Consider the following 16,293-nt stretch of genomic DNA (forward strand, 5'->3'; position numbering starts at 1 on the left):
GATACAAAAAAGGCTGACGGCGCTGGATTTCTCCGCGCCGCCAGCCTACTTCATTCCTGCTGTTGCTTGTTTGACGTGCCTATTCGCAAGGGAGCGACCGGTACTCCGGGTCAAGCGCTGACTTGACGAGATCAAGAGTGTGAGGGTCTCTGACCAACTGTCCGTGGGACGCAGTGTTCCCGGCACAGTTATCTTGAGTCCAGACATTATGGACCACGGCGCCATCACCTGGGCTAAGGAAAGTTGCCTCGGGTGGCGTCGAGATTTCGTCGTGAGCCGAAGCGATGACGGTGTACTCGATTCCGGGTTGCGTCTCGGATTCGGCGTTGAGAGCTGTCAAGAATGGTGTGCCGCTGAGTTGTTGGACGCCAGCAGGCCCCCAAATCGCTTGGACCAGTAGATCGCCAGGGAGGCCCATCGCAGACAGCGATCGTGCATTCGCTTGAAGACCACCGAATGTAGTTCCGTGGTTGGTCGCGCCGAGACTGATGAGCGAGTGCACTTTGTTATTCGACGGATCTTCACGAGTTGCTCCGCCGTTGAACTTAAGATACTGGCGAGCAACGACGCCGCCCTGGGAATGACCGACGATGTCCACCTGTGTCGTACCGGTGTGAAATTTCACCGAGTCAACGAACATTGCAAGCTCCTCAGCGGAGCTTGCAATGTCGGTGATTCCCCAATGCACAGCATTGGGATTCAGAATTTCGCGCACACCGCCATAATTCAGCGCAAAGACGCAGTAGCCCAAATCAGCAAGCTGAGGCGCCATAACATCCCAGGTGTCGGTCATGCTCATCCCGGTCCCGTGTACGAGTACCACCGGACGGGGATGTTCGAGACTTGGCTTGCAATCCCAGTCGTTGGCGCCGGCAGGGGAAGGACCCATGCTGGACAATCCGGGCGTGGGTTCCGCCGGGTCTGCTGATGCAGCTGTTGGCATTCCGGCCAGCACCACACAGGCCGCCAATGACGCCAGCGTGACCAGAGTGAATCGCTTCAATTCTTTCCTCGCGTGCTGAACACCTTGTTGCTAGCTTTGCTTCTTGCTCCGAGAATCTGCGTGTCGCGATCAGACCCCGAGGGACTGGGCGATGAACGGCCATGACTTGTGCAGATCGTCTTGCCAGTAACCCCACGAATGCGTACCCACCGGCCGGAAGTCCACAGTTGCCGGGATATTGAGGTCGGCAAGACGTCGAGCGAGGTTTCCGGTGCAGATGCTGGTCGCGAATTCAATCGGTCCTCCTACAACAATCTGGTCGAACATCGCTGCTCGCCCATCCTGAATCCGAGGGTTCTCCGGGGTATCGTTCGGAAAACCGGGCAAGCCACTACCCGTGCTGATGTACAGGGGAGTGCCACGCAACTTTTCGGCGTTGACTACCGGGTCGTGTTCGACCCAGCCCGGACCGTCGAATGGGCCCCACATGTTCTGAATGTCGCCAACTCCGCCGATCCATTCAGTGGTCGCCCGTACGAAGGCCTGCCCCATCGGGTCACTCGTCTGTGCACAACCCGAATAGGATGCAACTGACTTGTAGAACCCGGGATATTCGATCGCAAGATTCAGAACAGAGGTCGCAGACATCGAGATAGCTGCAATCGACTGGTCACCGTTGCTGCCGAGTTCCTTGTTCAGGAGTGGAGGAAGCTCCTTGCCTAGGAAGGTGCTCCACATGTTCTTTCCGAGTACGGAATCTTCCTTCTCCCAGTCGGTGTAGTACGACATCAGACCCTTGGCCGGAATCGCAACATTGACGTTCTTATCGGCGAAGAAATCGACCACATCAGTTTGCCGGTCCCATGTTGCTGTGCCTTCTCCGCCGTCGGCACCGTTGAGAAGGTACAGAATGGGGCGCGGCTGAGAGTTGTCTGCAGGCAAAATCACCTGAATGGGGACCGACTTGTCCATTGATGCTGCGTAGACATTCACAACGATTTGACGATCGTTGACTCGCTCGACAGATTCGATGTACGAACCGTCCGTATCGTCCTGTGCTGCATCTCCCCCGCCTTGGTGCGCAATGGGTGTGGCACCGGCGATGCCCATGCTGCTGGATACAAGGACGACGCTCGCCGCCATCAGTGCACCTGCGACGGTGCGCCTCCAGGGGGACCGAAATTTTCGAGTCAAGACAACGCCTTTCGGTTGGTTCAACTGTGCTGCCGGACCTGCTCGGCAATCGTGTTTCGTGAGTCTGAACTACTTGTAATTCGGATGGTCAGCCGTAGACGTTACCGCGCGTACGGATCCACCAGGCAATACCCAGATGACTATCAATCCGAAGCGGCGCGTCGGTATCCGAGTATCGCTGGATACACGAACACCACGACCATCCCGAACGACCAGGCCAATGTCTTGAGCAGGGGCTCGGCGACGGGCCCCCCCAAGGAGAGGCCTTTCATCGCATCGATTGCCACGGACATTGGTTGCTCGGCAACAACTGGTTGCAGCCACTTCGGATAAGCCATCACTGGAACAAAACCGGAGTTGAAGAACATCAACAGCGTGCAGGAGATCGACACGATCTCTACAAGCGGGAGATTATCTGCCACTGTTGCCAGCGCCGTGACCATCATCGCGAAGCCGATGCCGAAAACGATCGGCAATACCAAGAGCGCCACCGCGGCCAGGGGACCCTGGTTGAATCGGAATCCCAACAGATAGCCGACACCAAGGATGACGATGGAGGTGACGAGAACTCGCACCGCTTCGGCGATCATGCGTCCGACCAGACCGGAGGCACGATGCGCAGGGAGAGTCCAGAACCGGCTCAAGAGTCCAGATGCTCGTTCGCCTTTGAGTCCGACTGCGCTCGCAATCGAGCCGAACATGGCGCCAACGAGGATGATCAGCGGGACCGTTCCGAAGATGCTCGATTGGCCCGTCGCTGCTGTAATCGAATTGCCCAGGACGACTCGGAACATCAACAGCATGAACGCTGGATACACAAGAGCTTGAATGGTGGTTGATGGATCGCGCAGCCACGTGACCAACAAACGTTTGGCCTGAATCCCGCTGTGCACGACCAGTGCCTTGAAAGAGCTTTCAGGGAGCGCTTTGTCCGGGTAAGGAAAGTTAAACCCCTCGGCGGGTCGGACGGCCGCCATGAAACGATCTGTCGGTTCGCTCATGACCGCCTCATACTTGCCCAGAACGCTAGTGGCGCGAAGAAGACGATCAACCCGATCGTCCACGCAACGACGGGAAACAGGACGCCCCAGGTGACTCCGCCCTGCGCAAGATCACGCATGGCGAATGAAAACTGCGATACCGGTTGATTGCGCACGAACGGCCGAATCCATTCGGGAAAGCCAGTCTCGGGCGCGAAACCGCAGGACAACATCCCCAGAATCAATTGGGGGAGCGTCAGCGCCTGACTGGTGGCTTGTGGACTTTTCGACAGTGAACCGATTGCATCACCGGCGAAGGACAGACATGTGCTGAACGCGAGGGCGATTGCACAAAACAGAACTGCCTGACCCATGCCTGCTGAGAATCGGAAACCGATCAAGTGGCCGAAGGTCAATGCCGCGGCGAGTGAGACTGTCGAACGGACGAAGCCACTCGATTGACGAGACAACAGCGGCACGGGGCCGACTACTGGCATGGTTTTCATGCGGTTGCTGAAGCCGGTGATCGATTCGGTCGAGGACATCTGAGCGGCGGAGATCGACGTGAAGGCCATGGCTTGCAGCACGATGATCGGCATCAGAAACTGGGCATAGTTGATGCCCTGAAGTTGCATGACGAACTTCAACGGAAGGTAGAAACCGATCGTGAAGATCAATGGCGCGACTACCGCGATCAGTAGTTCGTAGCGCTTCACCATCGATTTGACGGTGCGTGCAGTCAGCACCCACCACTGATTGATCGCTGATGGATGCGGTCGGCGGTGCTTTCCAACGCTTAATGCCTCGGGGACTGCAATCTTGCTGCGACTGTCCCCGCGGACAGTCACTTGATCGACCCCGAATTTTGTAGTTGTCGTCACGGTGTCTCGCTTACGTGCTGTTCACCGGTGAGTGAAAGAAAGACGTCATCGAGTGACGGGCGACGAAGCGCGATGTCTGCAAGCGGAATCCGTGCGTGGTCCAGACGACGCAGTGCTTCAGAGAGCGTTCCTGCGCCGACAGGTGCGGGGATCGCGATCCGCCCGCTCTCTTGTGCCAGATCGAATCTGAAGTCGCGGGGGACCAGATTGCCGAGTGCATGGACCGCGTGAGGCAGCTGTTTGAGATCTGCGGGCACGATCTCGCAGAAGCTTGCGCCGGTTCGAGCCTTCAATTGGTCAGCAGTCCCCTCGGCAATGACCGCGCCTTTGTCGATGACGATGATGTTGTCGCTCAGTAGATCTGCTTCTTCGAGGTACTGAGTTGTCAGGAGCACGGTGATTCCCTGCTCCTTCAGTGACTGAACCAGCGACCAGACGCTTTGCCGACTGCGCGGATCCAAGCCGGTGGTCGGCTCGTCGAGGAAAACGACCTCAGGGCGAACAACCAGGCCACACGCAATATCGATTCGTCGGCGCATACCACCGGAGTAGTTCCTGACTACTCGGGATCCTGCTTCGACGAGGTCGAATTGAGAGAGCAGGTCGGCAGCGCGCACCTTCGCGGACATTCGGTCGAGCCCCATCAACCTGCCGAACAGTTCGATGTTCTCGCGGCCGGTAAGTGAATCGTCCAGGGCGGCGAACTGCCCGGTCATCATGATGGAGCGTCGAACCTCGGGAGCGTTGCGCACTACGTCGTAGCCAGCCACCATCGCGCGTCCGCTGGTGGGGCGGATGAGCGTGGAGAGGACCTTCACCGTCGTTGTCTTGCCTGCGCCGTTGGGACCCAAGATGCCGAGCACCGTCCCACGTGGGGCGGTGAAGTTGATCCCTCGCAGCGCGTGCACGTTCTTGAAGGACTTGTGTACGTCCTCCACTAGTACCGCTGCGTCCGTGGAAAAGGGCATCAACACTCCGCTGTCTGCATTGTCGGAACGGGCACGCGCTCCCGACGGGCGCACAGATGCCTTCTGTCTTCTATCCGTGATCTCCGCTCAGATGTTACCGGAGGGTCAAACCGACACTCGGGCAATCGGACGCGTGAGAGGGGGTACGGGGCTCCTGCCAGCAACTCTCACCTTCGATTTCACCTTGTGGCAAGAATCACAAATGCTCTTTGTAACGTAAAGATCTCCTCCAATTGAACGAATGACCAAATAGATTTTTAGCGCATCTACGCAGGTGGGTATTCAGTTGCACGGACCGGAGGTCTTTGATTTGACCGGTGACGAAAGTCCTCCGATTCCTTCCGGTTGGTTCCCTGGGCCCGCTGCTCAATGTCTTGTGGAGAGATTCGCGATACCGTTGGGAAATGGCGAACGCGACGTTGTCGGTGGTTGTTCCGGCTTTTAATGAATCTGAATACATCGAAACGTGCATCGAAGCGCTCATTGCTCAAGGTGAATATGTCGACGAAATCATCGTAGTTGACAATAATTCCTCGGACAATACTTCTGAGTTGATCAAGAAGTATCAAATTAGTTGTCCCAAGCTTCGGCTTCTCTGTGAATCCCGCCCCGGGGTGGTGCATGCGAGAAACAAGGGGTTTGACGCGGCTAGTGGAGAACTTATCGGACGTATCGACGCCGATACGATCGTGGGGGAAGGCTGGGCAGTTGCGGTTCACGAATTCTTCGAGCGTCGCGACGATTTCTCGGGCGTAACCGGCCTGACTTACCTTTATGAATCTCCGATCGCCGGCCTTCAGCGCCGATGGACGAATTGGCGACTCGTTCGCGGGGCCCAGAGCGCAGTTCGGCCTGTTGTTGCAGTTCCAGGCAGTAACATGGCGATGCGTCGGTCGGCTTGGTTGGCCGTTAGGGATGCGGTCAGCGATCGAACCGACATTCACGAGGATATCGACTTATCCCTCTGCATGGCGCGTGTTCGTTGCACTTTGGGGCAGATCTCGAGCATGGCCGCAAAGGTTTCGGGTAGGCGTGGAGTTAGTTCGCCGCGAGTGTATGCGCGATATAATCGAGCATCAAAGAAAACTCTCGAGCATCATGGTGTGTCGCATTGGAAGTTAACGTTCTTGATTGCAGCGGACAGTGTCCTGCATGCAATCTTGTGGCCTCTTTATCGAATGTATGACAAGAATTCCGGGCGAATCTCTTCCCGGTTTCTGGGCCGGAGGCAGCGTGCGCGGGATCTCCCCGTCTTTTCTTGAGCATTTCGTCCGGTATTTATTTGCTCAAGCTCTTGTCTAGCTGAATAATCGGGAGTGCCCGATAATTGCGGAATATTACTGGACCGGGTTTGTTGGAGAATCAGCACTTATTGCTCAGGATTAACTGGGTAGGTATTCTTCTCCTGCGATTGATACTTCTGTCGTAACTTGCAACTTATGGAGCAAGGACGATATTCCGCTGTAATCCTGTACGAACAGTTCGTTGCTCGGTTCCAACGCGACATCATCGAGCATCTTCTGTCCGCCGGGTATGGCTTCGATCTCCATGATTGCTCGCCACGCGCCGAAGTCGGTTCCGCTGAAAGCGCGCATGGCGCCCTCGAAGCCTTCCAGTAGATAGCTGCGATCTCCACGATTCAAGGAATCCCAGACCAGTACCGCCAGTTCGCCGGCAATCGAGGCATGGCAGTACTCGTCGCGAGCGTGCAACCGAATGGTCGCGCGGTTGATCGACTGCACGCCCGGGTCGTCCGAGATCAGGTCGAGGTATGCGGTGATCGACACCTCGGCGACGGTCATGAACGCCAACTGTGTCAGCGCGATCTTGCGAGGCCCCTCGGCTGCGTCGAGGGCTTGCGCCCGCGTGCGGACCGTCAGGACGTCGGGCAATGCCTTGGCCGGCAGCCCCCAGCCCCTGCCTCGACGGGTCGCTGAACTGGCATTGAAGTGCATGAGCGTGTGATATTGCTCGTCGACCATCGCCTGATTGACCGCCACTGCAGCCCAATCTCCGAGACCGACGTTAAGTCGGTCTTCGGCGAGAACGTCGAAGCCGGGATTGACGACGTACTTCTCGATGTCCATGACGTTCTTGTTGAACGCGATCCATGCCCAGGCTTGCAGGCGTTGCTTCTGCTCGGGGCTCAATGCCAGGTAGATCGGATGCTCCGCGAACGGGAGAAGTGCTTCGGGGTAGTCGGACAACGACGAATCGAAGAGATCGTCCAGTTCCGGCTCCGCCTTCTTCACGGTTGCCCGGCGCGCCCAATTGCTCGCAAGGCGGCGGACGATTGCACTCTCGACCGGATCGGAGGCGTCGTACTCCGGGAGGCTGGGCGGACTCACTCCAGGTCTCATCGTGCCCTACTCTCTGTGCCCTTCGGCGATCTCTCTGTGCCCTTCGGCAATGCGATCGAACAAGCTCTGGCACTCCGCGTTCAATTCGCCTGAGCGATTGTCGAGCGCTGCGTCGGCGGTTTTCATCAGCGTCGTGAAGTCGCCGAGGGTTTCGGCCGCCCTGTCCACCTGTGCGGTGGCATCGAACAGTGCTTTTCGTGTCGCACCTGCGTACGGATTGCCCGCTTGCACGTCCCAGTACACCTCCGGCTCGCCGCCGGCTACACGCGCCAGGAGCGCGAGCAAGGTCCGATGCGGGGGAGGGGCGACCGCGAGGAGTTCGTCCGCGGAAACTCGGAGTTCAGCCAGGGCAACGCCGAAAGCCAGCACCGACGCGTGTGTCAGAACCTGGGTGGCCGCAGCCAACCGGTCGTGACGATCGGCGTCCATCACCGCGACCGACGCGCCCCACGAGCGCACGATGTCGAGGAATCTGTCGGACTGCGGACCGCCGACGTACGGCACTGCGATGACGGCCCGACCGCGTGGCCCGAGCGACGGACGGAACATGGGGTTGAGTCCGAGGAACTCCCCTTCTCGGCCGGCGTCGGCGATTGCTGCGTCCATCCGCGATTTGACCGACAGCGTGTCCACAACGAGAGCGCCGGATGTCCGAAGGCTCGGTAGTGCGGCTAGAGCGACCTGTTCGGGAACCGCGAGCACGATGATGCGCGAGGACTCCACGTGCGCGAGGACTTGCTCACTGGGTTTCGTGATGTCTCCGACGACTACATCTCCGTCGGGATCGCTGCCTGCTGGGTCGACGACGGTGACGGTCGACCCCCCGGCGCGAAGCAGTTCGACGAACATGGATCCGACGGCACCCAGCCCGCCGACAACCGTCGCTGTGCCTGATGCCGCCGTCATGGCTGGATCTACCCGCCGTACTCGAGGACCCGCGAGGACACCGCATCGAGCGCACGGAGCAGCGTGGACGCCTTGACCGTGGTCTCGTCGAATTCTTCTTCCGGATCGGACAACGCTGTGATGGCACCGCCGATTCCGAAGGTCACGCCGCTCTCGGTGCAGACCAGCGACCGGATCACGATCGAGAGGTCCGCGGCGCCACCGAGCGCGAAGTACCCGATCGATCCCGAGTAGACCCCACGTGGGCCTGATTCGAGGCGGTCGATGATCTCCATCGTCCGTACCTTCGGGGCGCCGGTCATCGATCCACCGGGGAACGCGGCACGCACACAGTCCACCGCCGACGACCCCGGACTCAGGTGTCCGCGCACCGTCGACACCATTTGGTGAACGGACGAGTACGACTCGATCGCGAACAGCCTCGGAACGTGGACACTTCCCGGAACGCAGACCTTGGTGAGGTCGTTGCGGGTGAGGTCCACGATCATCAGGTTCTCGGCGCGGTCCTTCTCGCTGTCGAGCAGGTCCTGCCGTAGGGCAGCATCACGCGCTCGGGTGACGCCGCGCGGGCGGGTCCCTTTGATCGGCTTGGACTCGACGTTGCCGGCCGAGTCGACACGAAGGAACCGCTCAGGCGAGGCCGAGACCACCGAGATGCCGGTGAAGTCGAGAAGTGCGCTGTACGGCGTCGGATTGATCGAGCGCAGATACTCGAACGCCTGCTGTGCATCGATCGTCTCGTCGACGCTCGCCATGTTGGTCAGACACACCTCGTAGGACTCACCCGCCCGGATCTCCGAGAGGGCCGTTCCGATCAACGACAGGTACTGATCGCGATCATGCCGAAGGCGAGCCTGCGTCCAGACGGTGTCGCTGATCAGCGGAACCGGGGTGCGTTCCGGAAGGTCCGCGCCGATCCGCGCCAAGGTGTCGACGGTCGATTCGAGCCAATCGTCATAGCCGGCGTCCCGGACTTTCTCGCGCAATCTCAAAACGTGAGTGCGGCCCGCGGTGTGATCGATGACGACGGCGCGATCGGCAAACACCAGAGCGGCATCAGGAGTGGGTGCCGGATGGACTGCCCTTCCTCCGGTCTGTGCTTTCAGTTCGTAGCCGAGGTATCCCACGTAGCCGAGGTTGAAGTCGAGTTCCGGATGCGAGGGCACGAAGCGTGTCGAGAGTTGTGCGTCCAAGTAATCGAAGAAAGGAACTCGAATGTGCTCGTCGGACAAGCCTTTTCGGCTGACAGTCAGTACCTCGGCTTGCACGTCGTACGTGATGAACTCGGCCAGCGGCCCCGACGAATCGCCGAGAATCGAAAAGCGCGCACTCGGCTCTGCGGTTGCCGCGCGGTCCAGCCAGAACGCGTTCGGGCCGTCGGCGAACAGTGCTGCATAGGCCGCCGACGGGTCCACTGCAAAATCGAGAGTCACGTCGTCGATGTCGTAGTTGATCGCCGGCCGCAGGTCGGGTGTTTGCGGAACAGGTTCGGGTCGGATCACCGAATCCAGAGTGCGTCCGACGGACAGATCGCGGAAGTTCGCGAGCAAATCTATGCCGAACTCGGTGCTGATGGACTCCGGATGGAACTGAACTCCCCACATCGGCTTGGTCCGGTGCCGGACACCCATGAGCAGACCGTCGGACGTCCACGCGGTACGAACGAAGGCGTTCGGCAGATTCTCGACGGTCAACGAGTGGTAGCGAACAGCTCGGAACGGCGACGGAAGTCCGGCAAAAATGCCCGAGCCGTCGTGATCGATCAGCGAAATTCGGCCGTGCATCGGTACGGGCGCAACCACCACGTCCGCGCCGAACAACTCGCACAGGCCCTGGTGGCCGAGACAGACACCGAGAAGTGGGAGAGGCGCTTCTTCGATGAAACGGCGGCTGATTCCGAAATCACGGTCGCGATCCGGCCGGCCGGGACCTGGGGAGATGACCACGTTGTCGTACGACGCGAGATCGAGGGAATCCCAATCCGCGTCGTTGCGGACCACGGTCGGCACAACCCCGTTGACCTCGGTCAACAGGGTGAACAGGTTGTAGGTGAACGAGTCGTAATTGTCCACCAGAAGGGTGCGGGAACTCATGTCGATGATCCTGATCTCGGTCCGACGGATTCCCGAACAGTGTCCTCCTCCTCAACAGGTGCGTTGATCACCAGGTCTTCGAGTCGACAGGTCTCGGCAATCATCAGCTCGTACAGGGCGTTGAAGAAGTCGGGGGAGAGGTCGTGTCTACGGGCGAATTCACGCGCCCGCTCCTGCACGAGGCGGACGCGGCCGGGTTGCATCATCGGAACCTCGCGGGAGCGCTTCCACTCGCCGATGCGCAGGCAGAGTTCCAGCCGCTGCCGCACCGTCTCGAGAAGTAGAGCGTCGATGGCGTCGAGGTCGCGCCGGAAGCTGTCCAATCCCTCGGCCTCGTCCGGATACGACGAGGTCTGCGTGCCTGCTTCGGAACTCGTTGTGGTCAAGAACTCTTCCACGAGGCCTCCCGGTGCTCGGCGTGACGCGAGGTCGACAATGTGGTGCCCGGAACGCAACCCACCTCCGGACACCGGCACCCCGACCGACCATCGCCGTTCGGGGAGGTGTTCCACGATCGTCATTCGCCGAAACCTGCGGTGGTGCCTAATTCTGCGAAACCTGTTTGGCGGGCGAATCAGGTTGCGATGCAGGCGGGTTCGTGAGTTCCTACTTGGGGGAGACCCAGGTGGTGATTTCGGCGTGGACTACTTCCTTGCCGCCCCGGTCGAAGATCGAGATGGGAACGAGAAGTTCCGTGCCACTCTCGATCGCCGCGAAGTCCGGCAAAGTCTCGAGTCGGGCGACCGCCCGCAGGCCGGTCTCGGCCTTGGCGAGGTAGTCGACCTTCATCGACTTGGGGATCCAGCGGTGCGAGTTCGGAACCGTCGCTTCGCTCAGCATGCCCATCGCGACCTCCGCGAGGTTGCAGGCAGCGATCGCGTGAAAAGTGCCGAGATGGTTGTGGACGCCCCACCATTTGGGGGAGCGGACCTCGCAGAGCCCTGGTTCCAACTTGGTCACCCGGGGGAGAACAGAGGCGAAATAGGGCACGCGAATGGACATCGCCGCCGAGAAAACTGCATGTCCGAGGGCATTGTCCGGCAATTTCTGCCATCCGCGATAGGTAGGGCTGGAGGTAGTCATAGGCCTATCTTACTTCTGAGTAAGGTTGTTGTCGCGCAGCTCACTCGGAAAAGGCAGTTCGGGGGAGTTGAGGATTTGGGCCAGGTACGGCATACTGGTCGGGTTGCCTTGTCCGGGACGCGGTCGATTGCGGCCGTGATCGGGTAAGGGTAAGACGTCACAGACGATCGATCGCAGATCCCGTCAGGGTAATCGGGTCAACGACTGTGACCATGCAAGACGAGAAGTAATGCAGGACGGAAGCAGTACCTACTTTGTGTTCGACATCGAACACGTCCGGTACGCATCACGCGCCAGATAATCGAAAGATTGTCCGGCGCAGGATGAGTGAGAAGGCGACACGCCCGACCGCGTGTACCGGAGAACAATGACAAACGAACAGCGGCAGCAGATCCTGATCTCGATCCGAATCTCGGTACTCCCGAGAACTTGGACTTGGTCCCGATCGCTTCAGTGTTCGTCGTGTCATCGTCCAGGCAAGGACTGTGCAGACGAGGTAGCTCGAGCCTGACCAGGCGGGCTACGAAACGCGGCAAGAAAAGGACACTAAGCGTGGCGGGACAAAAGATCCGCATCAGGCTCAAGGCCTACGACCACGAGGCGATCGACGCGTCAGCGCGCAAGATCGTCGAGACGGTAACCCGTACGGGTGCCCGCGTCGTTGGACCTGTGCCGTTGCCGACCGAGAAGAACGTATATTGCGTCATCCGCTCGCCGCACAAGTACAAGGACTCGCGCGAGCACTTCGAGATGCGTACTCACAAGCGGCTGATCGACATTCTCGACCCGACGCCGAAGACGGTTGACGCGCTCATGCGCATCGACCTTCCGGCCAGTGTCGACGTGAACATTCAGTGACGGCGGAGACAAAAACAATGACTGATACCAAGATCAAGGGAATCCTGGGCACCAAGCTCGGCATGACCCAGGTCTTCGACGAGAACAACCGGGTTGTCCCGGTCACCGTCGTGAAGGCTGGGCCGAACGTCGTAACCCAGATCCGTACCGAAGAGCGTGACGGCTACAGCGCCGTTCAGCTCGCGTTCGGCGCCATCGACCCGCGCAAGGTGAACAAGCCGACTTCCGGCCAGTTCACCAAGGCTGGTGTGACCCCGCGTCGCCACGTAGTGGAGCTCCGCGTTGCGGACACCTCCGACTACGAGGTCGGCCAGGAGCTCACCGCCGAGGTCTTCGAGGACGGCGCATACGTCGACGTCACCGGAACCAGCAAGGGCAAGGGCTTCGCCGGAACCATGAAGCGTCACGGCTTCAAGGGACAGGGCGCGTCGCACGGTACCCAGGCTGTTCACCGCCGCCCGGGCTCCATCGGTGGCTGTGCAACTCCCGGCCGCGTGTTCAAGGGCATGCGCATGTCCGGACGCATGGGTAGCGACCGCATCACGACGCAGAACCTCTCGGTCCACAAGGTGGATGCAGAGAACGGCCTGCTGCTGATCAAGGGTGCGATCCCCGGCCGCAAGGGCGGCCTCGTGATCGTCAAGAGTGCAGTGAAGGGTGGTGCACGGGCATGACCAGCACCGAGACCAAGTTGACCCTGGACGTCAAGGTCGCCGGCGGCAAGACCAACGGCACCGTCGATCTCCCCGCTGAGATCTTCGACGCTCCGGCCAACATCGCGCTTCTCCATCAGGTTGTCGTCGCGCAGCTCGCAGCTGCTCGTCAGGGAACCCACTCCACCAAGACCCGCGGCGACGTCCGCGGCGGTGGCAAGAAGCCGTACCGCCAGAAGGGCACCGGCCGCGCACGCCAGGGCTCGACTCGCGCACCGCAGTTCGTCGGCGGCGGAACCGTTCACGGCCCGCAGCCGCGTGACTACAGCCAGCGCACCCCCAAGAAGATGAAGGCAGCCGCTCTTCGCGGAGCCCTCTCTGACCGCGCACGCAACGAGCGCATCCACGTCATCACCGAACTGGTTGCAGGGCAGACGCCTTCGACCAAGGGCGCAATCGCGTTCCTCGGCGAGATTTCGGATCGCAAGAAGCTGCTGCTCGTCGTGGGTCGCCAGGATGTAGCCGCTTGGAAGAGCGTGCAGAACCTGGAAGGCGTGCATCCCATTGCACCCGACCAGCTCAACACCTACGACGTGCTCAATGCAGACGATGTCGTGTTCAGCGTCGAGGCACTCAACGCGTTCATCCACGGGCCCGCAGAGAGCGCTCAGAACAAGGAGGACGCCAAGTGAGCACCATCGCTGACCCCCGCGACATCCTGCTCGCTCCGGTCATCTCCGAGAAGTCCTACGGACTGATCGAGGAAGGCACCTACACCTTCCTGGTGCACCCGGACTCGAACAAGACGCAGATCAAGATTGCCGTCGAGAAGGTCTTCGGCGTCAAGGTGACCAGCGTCAACACCGCCAACCGTCAGGGCAAGCGTAAGCGGACCCGATTCGGTTACGGCAAGCGCAAGGACACCAAGCGCGCGCTCGTGACCCTGTCCGCTGACAGCAAGCCCATCGAGATCTTCGGAGGACCGGTCGCGTAAGCGCCGGGACTTGACGAGACATAGAGGACGAGAAGACTCATGGCAATCCGTAAGTACAAGCCGACAACACCGGGCCGTCGTGGCTCGAGCGTCTCGGACTTCGCCGAGATCACTCGGTCGACCCCCGAGAAGTCGCTGGTTCGCCCGCTGCACGGTCGCGGTGGACGTAACGCACACGGTCGTATCACCACCCGTCACAAGGGTGGCGGACACAAGCGTGCATACCGACTGATCGATTTCCGTCGCAACGACAAGGACGGCATCCCGGCAAAGGTCGCTCACATCGAGTACGACCCCAACCGCACAGCAAACATCGCACTCCTGCATTACGCAGACGGTGAGAAGCGCTACATCATCGCCCCCAAGGGCCTGGTGCAGGGTTCACCGGTCGAGTCCGGTGCAGGCGCCGACATCAAGCCGGGCAACAACCTGCCGCTGCGCAACATCCCGACTGGTACCACCATCCACGGTGTGGAACTGCGTCCCGGCGGCGGAGCCAAGATGGCTCGTTCCGCAGGCGCCAGCATCCAGCTCCTCGGTAAGGAAGGCAGCTACGCCACGCTGCGTATGCCTTCCGGTGAAATCCGTCGCGTCGACGTGCGCTGCCGCGCATCCGTCGGCGAGGTCGGCAACGCCGAGCAGTCGAACATCAACTGGGGCAAGGCCGGCCGTATGCGTTGGAAGGGCAAGCGCCCGACCGTTCGTGGTGTCGTGATGAACCCGGTCGACCACCCGCACGGTGGCGGCGAGGGCAAGACCTCAGGTGGACGCCACCCGGTCAGCCCGTGGGGTAAGCCTGAAGGCCGTACCCGCAAGAACAAGGCAAGCGACAAGATGATCGTCCGTCGCCGCCGCACCGGCAAGAACAAGCGCTAGGAGGGAGTGAAGGATGCCACGCAGCCTTAAGAAGGGCCCGTTCGTCGATGACCACCTCCTCGCGAAGGTGGATGTACAGAACGAAAAGGGAACCAAGCAGGTCATCAAGACCTGGTCCCGTCGTTCGACAATCATCCCGGACTTCATCGGCCACACGTTTGCAGTTCACGACGGCCGCAAGCACGTCCCCGTGTTCGTTTCCGACTCCATGGTCGGACACAAGCTCGGAGAGTTTGCACCGACCCGCACGTTCAAGGGTCACATCAAGGATGATCGGAAGGCGAAGAGGCGATGAGCAACACCGAAACCGCCAACCCGACTGCCAAGGCTGTAGCGAAGCACGTTCGCGTTACGCCGATGAAGGCACGTCGAGTTGTGGACCTGGTCCGCGGGCGCTCGGTTGAAGACGCCCTGAACATCCTGAAGTTCGCGCCGCAGGCAGCGAGCGAGCCGGTCGCCAAGGTGATCGCCTCCGCAGCAGCCAACGCCGAGAACAACCTCGACCTCGACCCCAGCACGCTTGTCGTTGCTACGGCGTTCGTGGACGAGGGCGCGACCCTCAAGCGGTTCCAGCCGCGTGCACAGGGACGTGCGTTCCGTATTCGCAAGCGCACCAGTCACATCACCGTGATCGTGGAGAGCCTGCCGAAGACCGGAACATCGACCCGTAATCGCCGGAAGGGAAGTGCTCAGTAGTGGGCCAGAAAATCAACCCGCACGGCTTCCGTCTCGGCATCACCACCGACTGGAAGTCTCGCTGGTACGCAGACAAGCAGTACGCGGAGTACGTCAAGGAAGACGTCGCGATCCGTAAGCTCCTCGCCACCGGCATGGAGCGCGCAGGAATCGCGAAGGTCGAAATCGAGCGCACCCGTGACCGTGTTCGCGTGGACATCCACACTGCACGTCCGGGCATCGTCATCGGCCGCCGCGGCGCCGAAGCCGATCGCATCCGCTCCGAGCTCGAGAAGCTGACCGGCAAGCAGGTTCAGCTGAACATCCTCGAGGTCAAGAACGCAGAAGCTGAAGCACAGCTCGTCGCACAGGGTGTGGCCGAGCAGCTCTCGAACCGCGTTGCCTTCCGTCGTGCAATGCGCAAGGCCATCCAGTCGGCCATGCGTCAGCCCAACGTCAAGGGAATCCGCGTTCAGTGCTCCGGTCGTCTCGGCGGCGCCGAGATGTCCCGGTCGGAGTTCTACCGCGAAGGCCGTGTGCCGCTGCACACGCTTCGTGCGGACATCGACTACGGCCTCTACGAGGCCAAGACCACCTTCGGTCGCATCGGCGTCAAGGTCTGGATCTACAAGGGCGACATCGTCGGTGGCAAGCGTGAGCTCGCCGCCAACACGGCCGCACCGGCCGGGGATCGCCCGCGTCGTGAGCGTCCGAGCCGTCCGCGTCGTTCCGGTGCCACCGGTACCACTGCGACCAGCACCGAGGCCGGCCGCGCAGCGACCGCAACCGCCGATGCTCCCGCAACTGAACAGAATCAGGAGGGCTGACG

General features: G+C 60.5%; 19 protein-coding genes. 9 read left to right on the forward strand and 10 right to left on the reverse strand.

Annotation, left to right across the window (positions count from 1 at the left end):
• Positions 1–79 precede the first annotated feature (79 nt).
• The 5 genes from ACVZUB_RS09175 to ACVZUB_RS09195 all read right to left on the reverse strand — a co-directional run bounded on the left by ACVZUB_RS09175 (position 80) and on the right by ACVZUB_RS09195 (position 4,966).
• Positions 80–943 (reverse strand): esterase/lipase family protein, encoded by an 864-nt coding sequence (locus tag ACVZUB_RS09175; protein WP_052027895.1) that lies wholly within the window; start codon positions 941–943, stop codon positions 80–82.
• A gap of 129 nt (positions 944–1,072) precedes the next feature.
• The gene (locus ACVZUB_RS09180) at positions 1,073–2,086 is read right to left on the reverse strand and encodes an alpha/beta hydrolase (RefSeq protein ID WP_007728545.1); all 1,014 of its coding nucleotides are present in this window, start codon (positions 2,084–2,086) and stop codon (positions 1,073–1,075) included.
• A 194-nt stretch (positions 2,087–2,280) separates the two neighbouring features.
• Positions 2,281–3,138 (reverse strand): ABC transporter permease, encoded by an 858-nt coding sequence (locus ACVZUB_RS09185; RefSeq protein ID WP_007728547.1) that lies wholly within the window; start codon positions 3,136–3,138, stop codon positions 2,281–2,283.
• Positions 3,135–3,998, reverse strand: coding sequence for an ABC transporter permease (locus ACVZUB_RS09190; RefSeq protein WP_007728549.1), 864 nt, complete (start codon positions 3,996–3,998; stop codon positions 3,135–3,137). Before ACVZUB_RS09190 ends, ACVZUB_RS09185 begins: the two co-directional genes overlap by 4 nt.
• Complete coding sequence (locus ACVZUB_RS09195) at positions 3,995–4,966, reverse strand: daunorubicin resistance protein DrrA family ABC transporter ATP-binding protein (RefSeq protein ID WP_020969036.1); 972 nt, start codon at positions 4,964–4,966, stop codon at positions 3,995–3,997. The genes ACVZUB_RS09190 and ACVZUB_RS09195 overlap by 4 nt, the downstream gene beginning before the upstream one ends.
• 404 nt (positions 4,967–5,370) lie before the next feature.
• Here ACVZUB_RS09195 and ACVZUB_RS09200 point away from each other — a divergent pair, with 404 nt between their 5' ends.
• Positions 5,371–6,228, forward strand: coding sequence for a glycosyltransferase family 2 protein (locus tag ACVZUB_RS09200; protein ID WP_083057623.1), 858 nt, complete (start codon positions 5,371–5,373; stop codon positions 6,226–6,228).
• A gap of 120 nt (positions 6,229–6,348) precedes the next feature.
• On the opposite strand, the gene ACVZUB_RS09205 is transcribed toward ACVZUB_RS09200, so the two are convergent.
• From ACVZUB_RS09205 to ACVZUB_RS09225, 5 genes are all read right to left on the reverse strand, one after another.
• Entirely contained in the window at positions 6,349–7,326 is a 978-nt protein-coding gene (locus ACVZUB_RS09205; protein WP_482628307.1) for a diiron oxygenase, read from the reverse strand.
• 6 nt (positions 7,327–7,332) lie between these two features.
• On the reverse strand, positions 7,333–8,232 hold the full coding sequence (locus ACVZUB_RS09210) for a prephenate dehydrogenase dimerization domain-containing protein (protein ID WP_063316707.1): 900 nt from the start codon (positions 8,230–8,232) through the stop codon (positions 7,333–7,335).
• Positions 8,233–8,240: 8 nt separating this feature from the next.
• Entirely contained in the window at positions 8,241–10,325 is a 2,085-nt protein-coding gene (gene pabB / locus ACVZUB_RS09215) for an aminodeoxychorismate synthase component I (protein WP_063316706.1), read from the reverse strand.
• Positions 10,322–10,846 (reverse strand): chorismate mutase family protein, encoded by a 525-nt coding sequence (locus ACVZUB_RS09220; protein ID WP_019747551.1) that lies wholly within the window; start codon positions 10,844–10,846, stop codon positions 10,322–10,324. The genes pabB and ACVZUB_RS09220 overlap by 4 nt, the downstream gene beginning before the upstream one ends.
• 85 nt (positions 10,847–10,931) lie before the next feature.
• The gene (locus ACVZUB_RS09225) at positions 10,932–11,408 is read right to left on the reverse strand and encodes a hotdog fold domain-containing protein (protein WP_003940943.1); all 477 of its coding nucleotides are present in this window, start codon (positions 11,406–11,408) and stop codon (positions 10,932–10,934) included.
• A gap of 552 nt (positions 11,409–11,960) precedes the next feature.
• On the opposite strand from ACVZUB_RS09225, the gene rpsJ reads away from it, so the two are divergent.
• From rpsJ to rpsC, 8 genes are read left to right on the forward strand one after another with little or no spacing between them, the layout of a single operon-like run.
• Entirely contained in the window at positions 11,961–12,266 is a 306-nt protein-coding gene (gene rpsJ, locus ACVZUB_RS09230; protein WP_003938093.1) for a 30S ribosomal protein S10, read from the forward strand.
• A 17-nt stretch (positions 12,267–12,283) separates the two neighbouring features.
• Positions 12,284–12,940 (forward strand): 50S ribosomal protein L3, encoded by a 657-nt coding sequence (gene rplC / locus ACVZUB_RS09235; protein WP_003940826.1) that lies wholly within the window; start codon positions 12,284–12,286, stop codon positions 12,938–12,940.
• Entirely contained in the window at positions 12,937–13,611 is a 675-nt protein-coding gene (rplD, locus tag ACVZUB_RS09240; protein ID WP_003940723.1) for a 50S ribosomal protein L4, read from the forward strand. The genes rplC and rplD overlap by 4 nt, the downstream gene beginning before the upstream one ends.
• The gene (rplW, locus tag ACVZUB_RS09245; protein ID WP_003940990.1) at positions 13,608–13,913 is read left to right on the forward strand and encodes a 50S ribosomal protein L23; all 306 of its coding nucleotides are present in this window, start codon (positions 13,608–13,610) and stop codon (positions 13,911–13,913) included. Before rplD ends, rplW begins: the two co-directional genes overlap by 4 nt.
• Before the next feature lie 39 nt (positions 13,914–13,952).
• Positions 13,953–14,789, forward strand: coding sequence for a 50S ribosomal protein L2 (rplB, locus tag ACVZUB_RS09250; protein WP_003940895.1), 837 nt, complete (start codon positions 13,953–13,955; stop codon positions 14,787–14,789).
• Positions 14,790–14,802: 13 nt separating this feature from the next.
• Positions 14,803–15,084, forward strand: a complete 282-nt coding sequence (gene rpsS, locus ACVZUB_RS09255) for a 30S ribosomal protein S19 (protein ID WP_003940820.1) — start codon at positions 14,803–14,805, stop codon at positions 15,082–15,084.
• Positions 15,081–15,485 carry a 50S ribosomal protein L22 gene (rplV, locus tag ACVZUB_RS09260; RefSeq protein WP_003940717.1) on the forward strand — a complete coding sequence of 135 codons (405 nt, stop codon included), beginning with the start codon at positions 15,081–15,083 and terminating at the stop codon, positions 15,483–15,485. The genes rpsS and rplV overlap by 4 nt, the downstream gene beginning before the upstream one ends.
• Positions 15,485–16,291: a 30S ribosomal protein S3 gene (rpsC, locus tag ACVZUB_RS09265; RefSeq protein WP_003941003.1), complete on the forward strand. Its 807-nt coding sequence runs from the start codon at positions 15,485–15,487 to the stop codon at positions 16,289–16,291. The genes rplV and rpsC overlap by 1 nt, the downstream gene beginning before the upstream one ends.
• Positions 16,292–16,293 lie beyond the last annotated feature (2 nt).

The sequence above is a fragment of the Rhodococcus sp. OS5 genome, from assembly GCF_056837585.1.

Excerpts from the sequence above, each read along its gene's own strand:
- ACVZUB_RS09175 (WP_052027895.1), bottom strand. The coding sequence starts at position 943 with ATGCCAACAGCTGCATCAGCAGACCCGGCGGAACCCACGCCCGGATTG.
- ACVZUB_RS09180 (WP_007728545.1), bottom strand. The coding sequence starts at position 2,086 with ATGGCGGCGAGCGTCGTCCTTGTATCCAGCAGCATGGGCATCGCCGGT.
- ACVZUB_RS09185 (WP_007728547.1), bottom strand. The coding sequence starts at position 3,138 with ATGAGCGAACCGACAGATCGTTTCATGGCGGCCGTCCGACCCGCCGAG.
- ACVZUB_RS09195 (WP_020969036.1), bottom strand. The coding sequence starts at position 4,966 with ATGCCCTTTTCCACGGACGCAGCGGTACTAGTGGAGGACGTACACAAG.
- ACVZUB_RS09200 (WP_083057623.1), top strand. The coding sequence starts at position 5,371 with ATGGCGAACGCGACGTTGTCGGTGGTTGTTCCGGCTTTTAATGAATCT.
- ACVZUB_RS09205 (WP_482628307.1), bottom strand. The coding sequence starts at position 7,326 with ATGAGACCTGGAGTGAGTCCGCCCAGCCTCCCGGAGTACGACGCCTCC.
- ACVZUB_RS09210 (WP_063316707.1), bottom strand. The coding sequence starts at position 8,232 with ATGACGGCGGCATCAGGCACAGCGACGGTTGTCGGCGGGCTGGGTGCC.
- pabB (WP_063316706.1), bottom strand. The coding sequence starts at position 10,325 with ATGAGTTCCCGCACCCTTCTGGTGGACAATTACGACTCGTTCACCTAC.
- ACVZUB_RS09220 (WP_019747551.1), bottom strand. The coding sequence starts at position 10,846 with ATGACGATCGTGGAACACCTCCCCGAACGGCGATGGTCGGTCGGGGTG.
- ACVZUB_RS09225 (WP_003940943.1), bottom strand. The coding sequence starts at position 11,408 with ATGACTACCTCCAGCCCTACCTATCGCGGATGGCAGAAATTGCCGGAC.
- rplC (WP_003940826.1), top strand. The coding sequence starts at position 12,284 with ATGACTGATACCAAGATCAAGGGAATCCTGGGCACCAAGCTCGGCATG.
- rplD (WP_003940723.1), top strand. The coding sequence starts at position 12,937 with ATGACCAGCACCGAGACCAAGTTGACCCTGGACGTCAAGGTCGCCGGC.
- rplB (WP_003940895.1), top strand. The coding sequence starts at position 13,953 with ATGGCAATCCGTAAGTACAAGCCGACAACACCGGGCCGTCGTGGCTCG.
- rpsS (WP_003940820.1), top strand. The coding sequence starts at position 14,803 with ATGCCACGCAGCCTTAAGAAGGGCCCGTTCGTCGATGACCACCTCCTC.
- rplV (WP_003940717.1), top strand. The coding sequence starts at position 15,081 with ATGAGCAACACCGAAACCGCCAACCCGACTGCCAAGGCTGTAGCGAAG.